This is a genomic window from Psychromonas arctica, from assembly GCF_038155225.1.
Classification (GTDB): domain Bacteria; phylum Pseudomonadota; class Gammaproteobacteria; order Enterobacterales; family Psychromonadaceae; genus Psychromonas; species Psychromonas arctica_B.
In genome coordinates this window covers 1-210 of sequence record NZ_JBAKBA010000425.1, presented here as the reverse complement: position 1 = coordinate 210, position 210 = coordinate 1, and the positions used below count along the sequence as shown (strand labels likewise).

At 40.0% G+C, this 210-nt stretch carries 1 pseudogene; it reads left to right on the top strand.

Annotation, left to right across the window (positions count from 1 at the left end):
* Positions 1-15 precede the first annotated feature (15 nt).
* Positions 16-210, top strand: a pseudogene (locus V6255_RS18985) (diguanylate cyclase); the annotation flags it as partial.

The window sequence follows — 210 nt, the reverse complement described above, 5'->3', positions numbered from 1 at the left end:
ATAGAACGCCATGAATTGACAATCAATGTAGGAGAGTGGGAGATTGATACTGCCCTTACTCAAATATCTCATTGGCAAAAACAAGGTCTCAATATTATTGTTAGTGATAATATCGATGCGCTACAGTTACAGCAAGCGGCTTTTGTCGACAGATTATCCACATTATTAGCTGCCCATCCAGATGTCCCTAGAGGGTCTCTTCAATTAGAA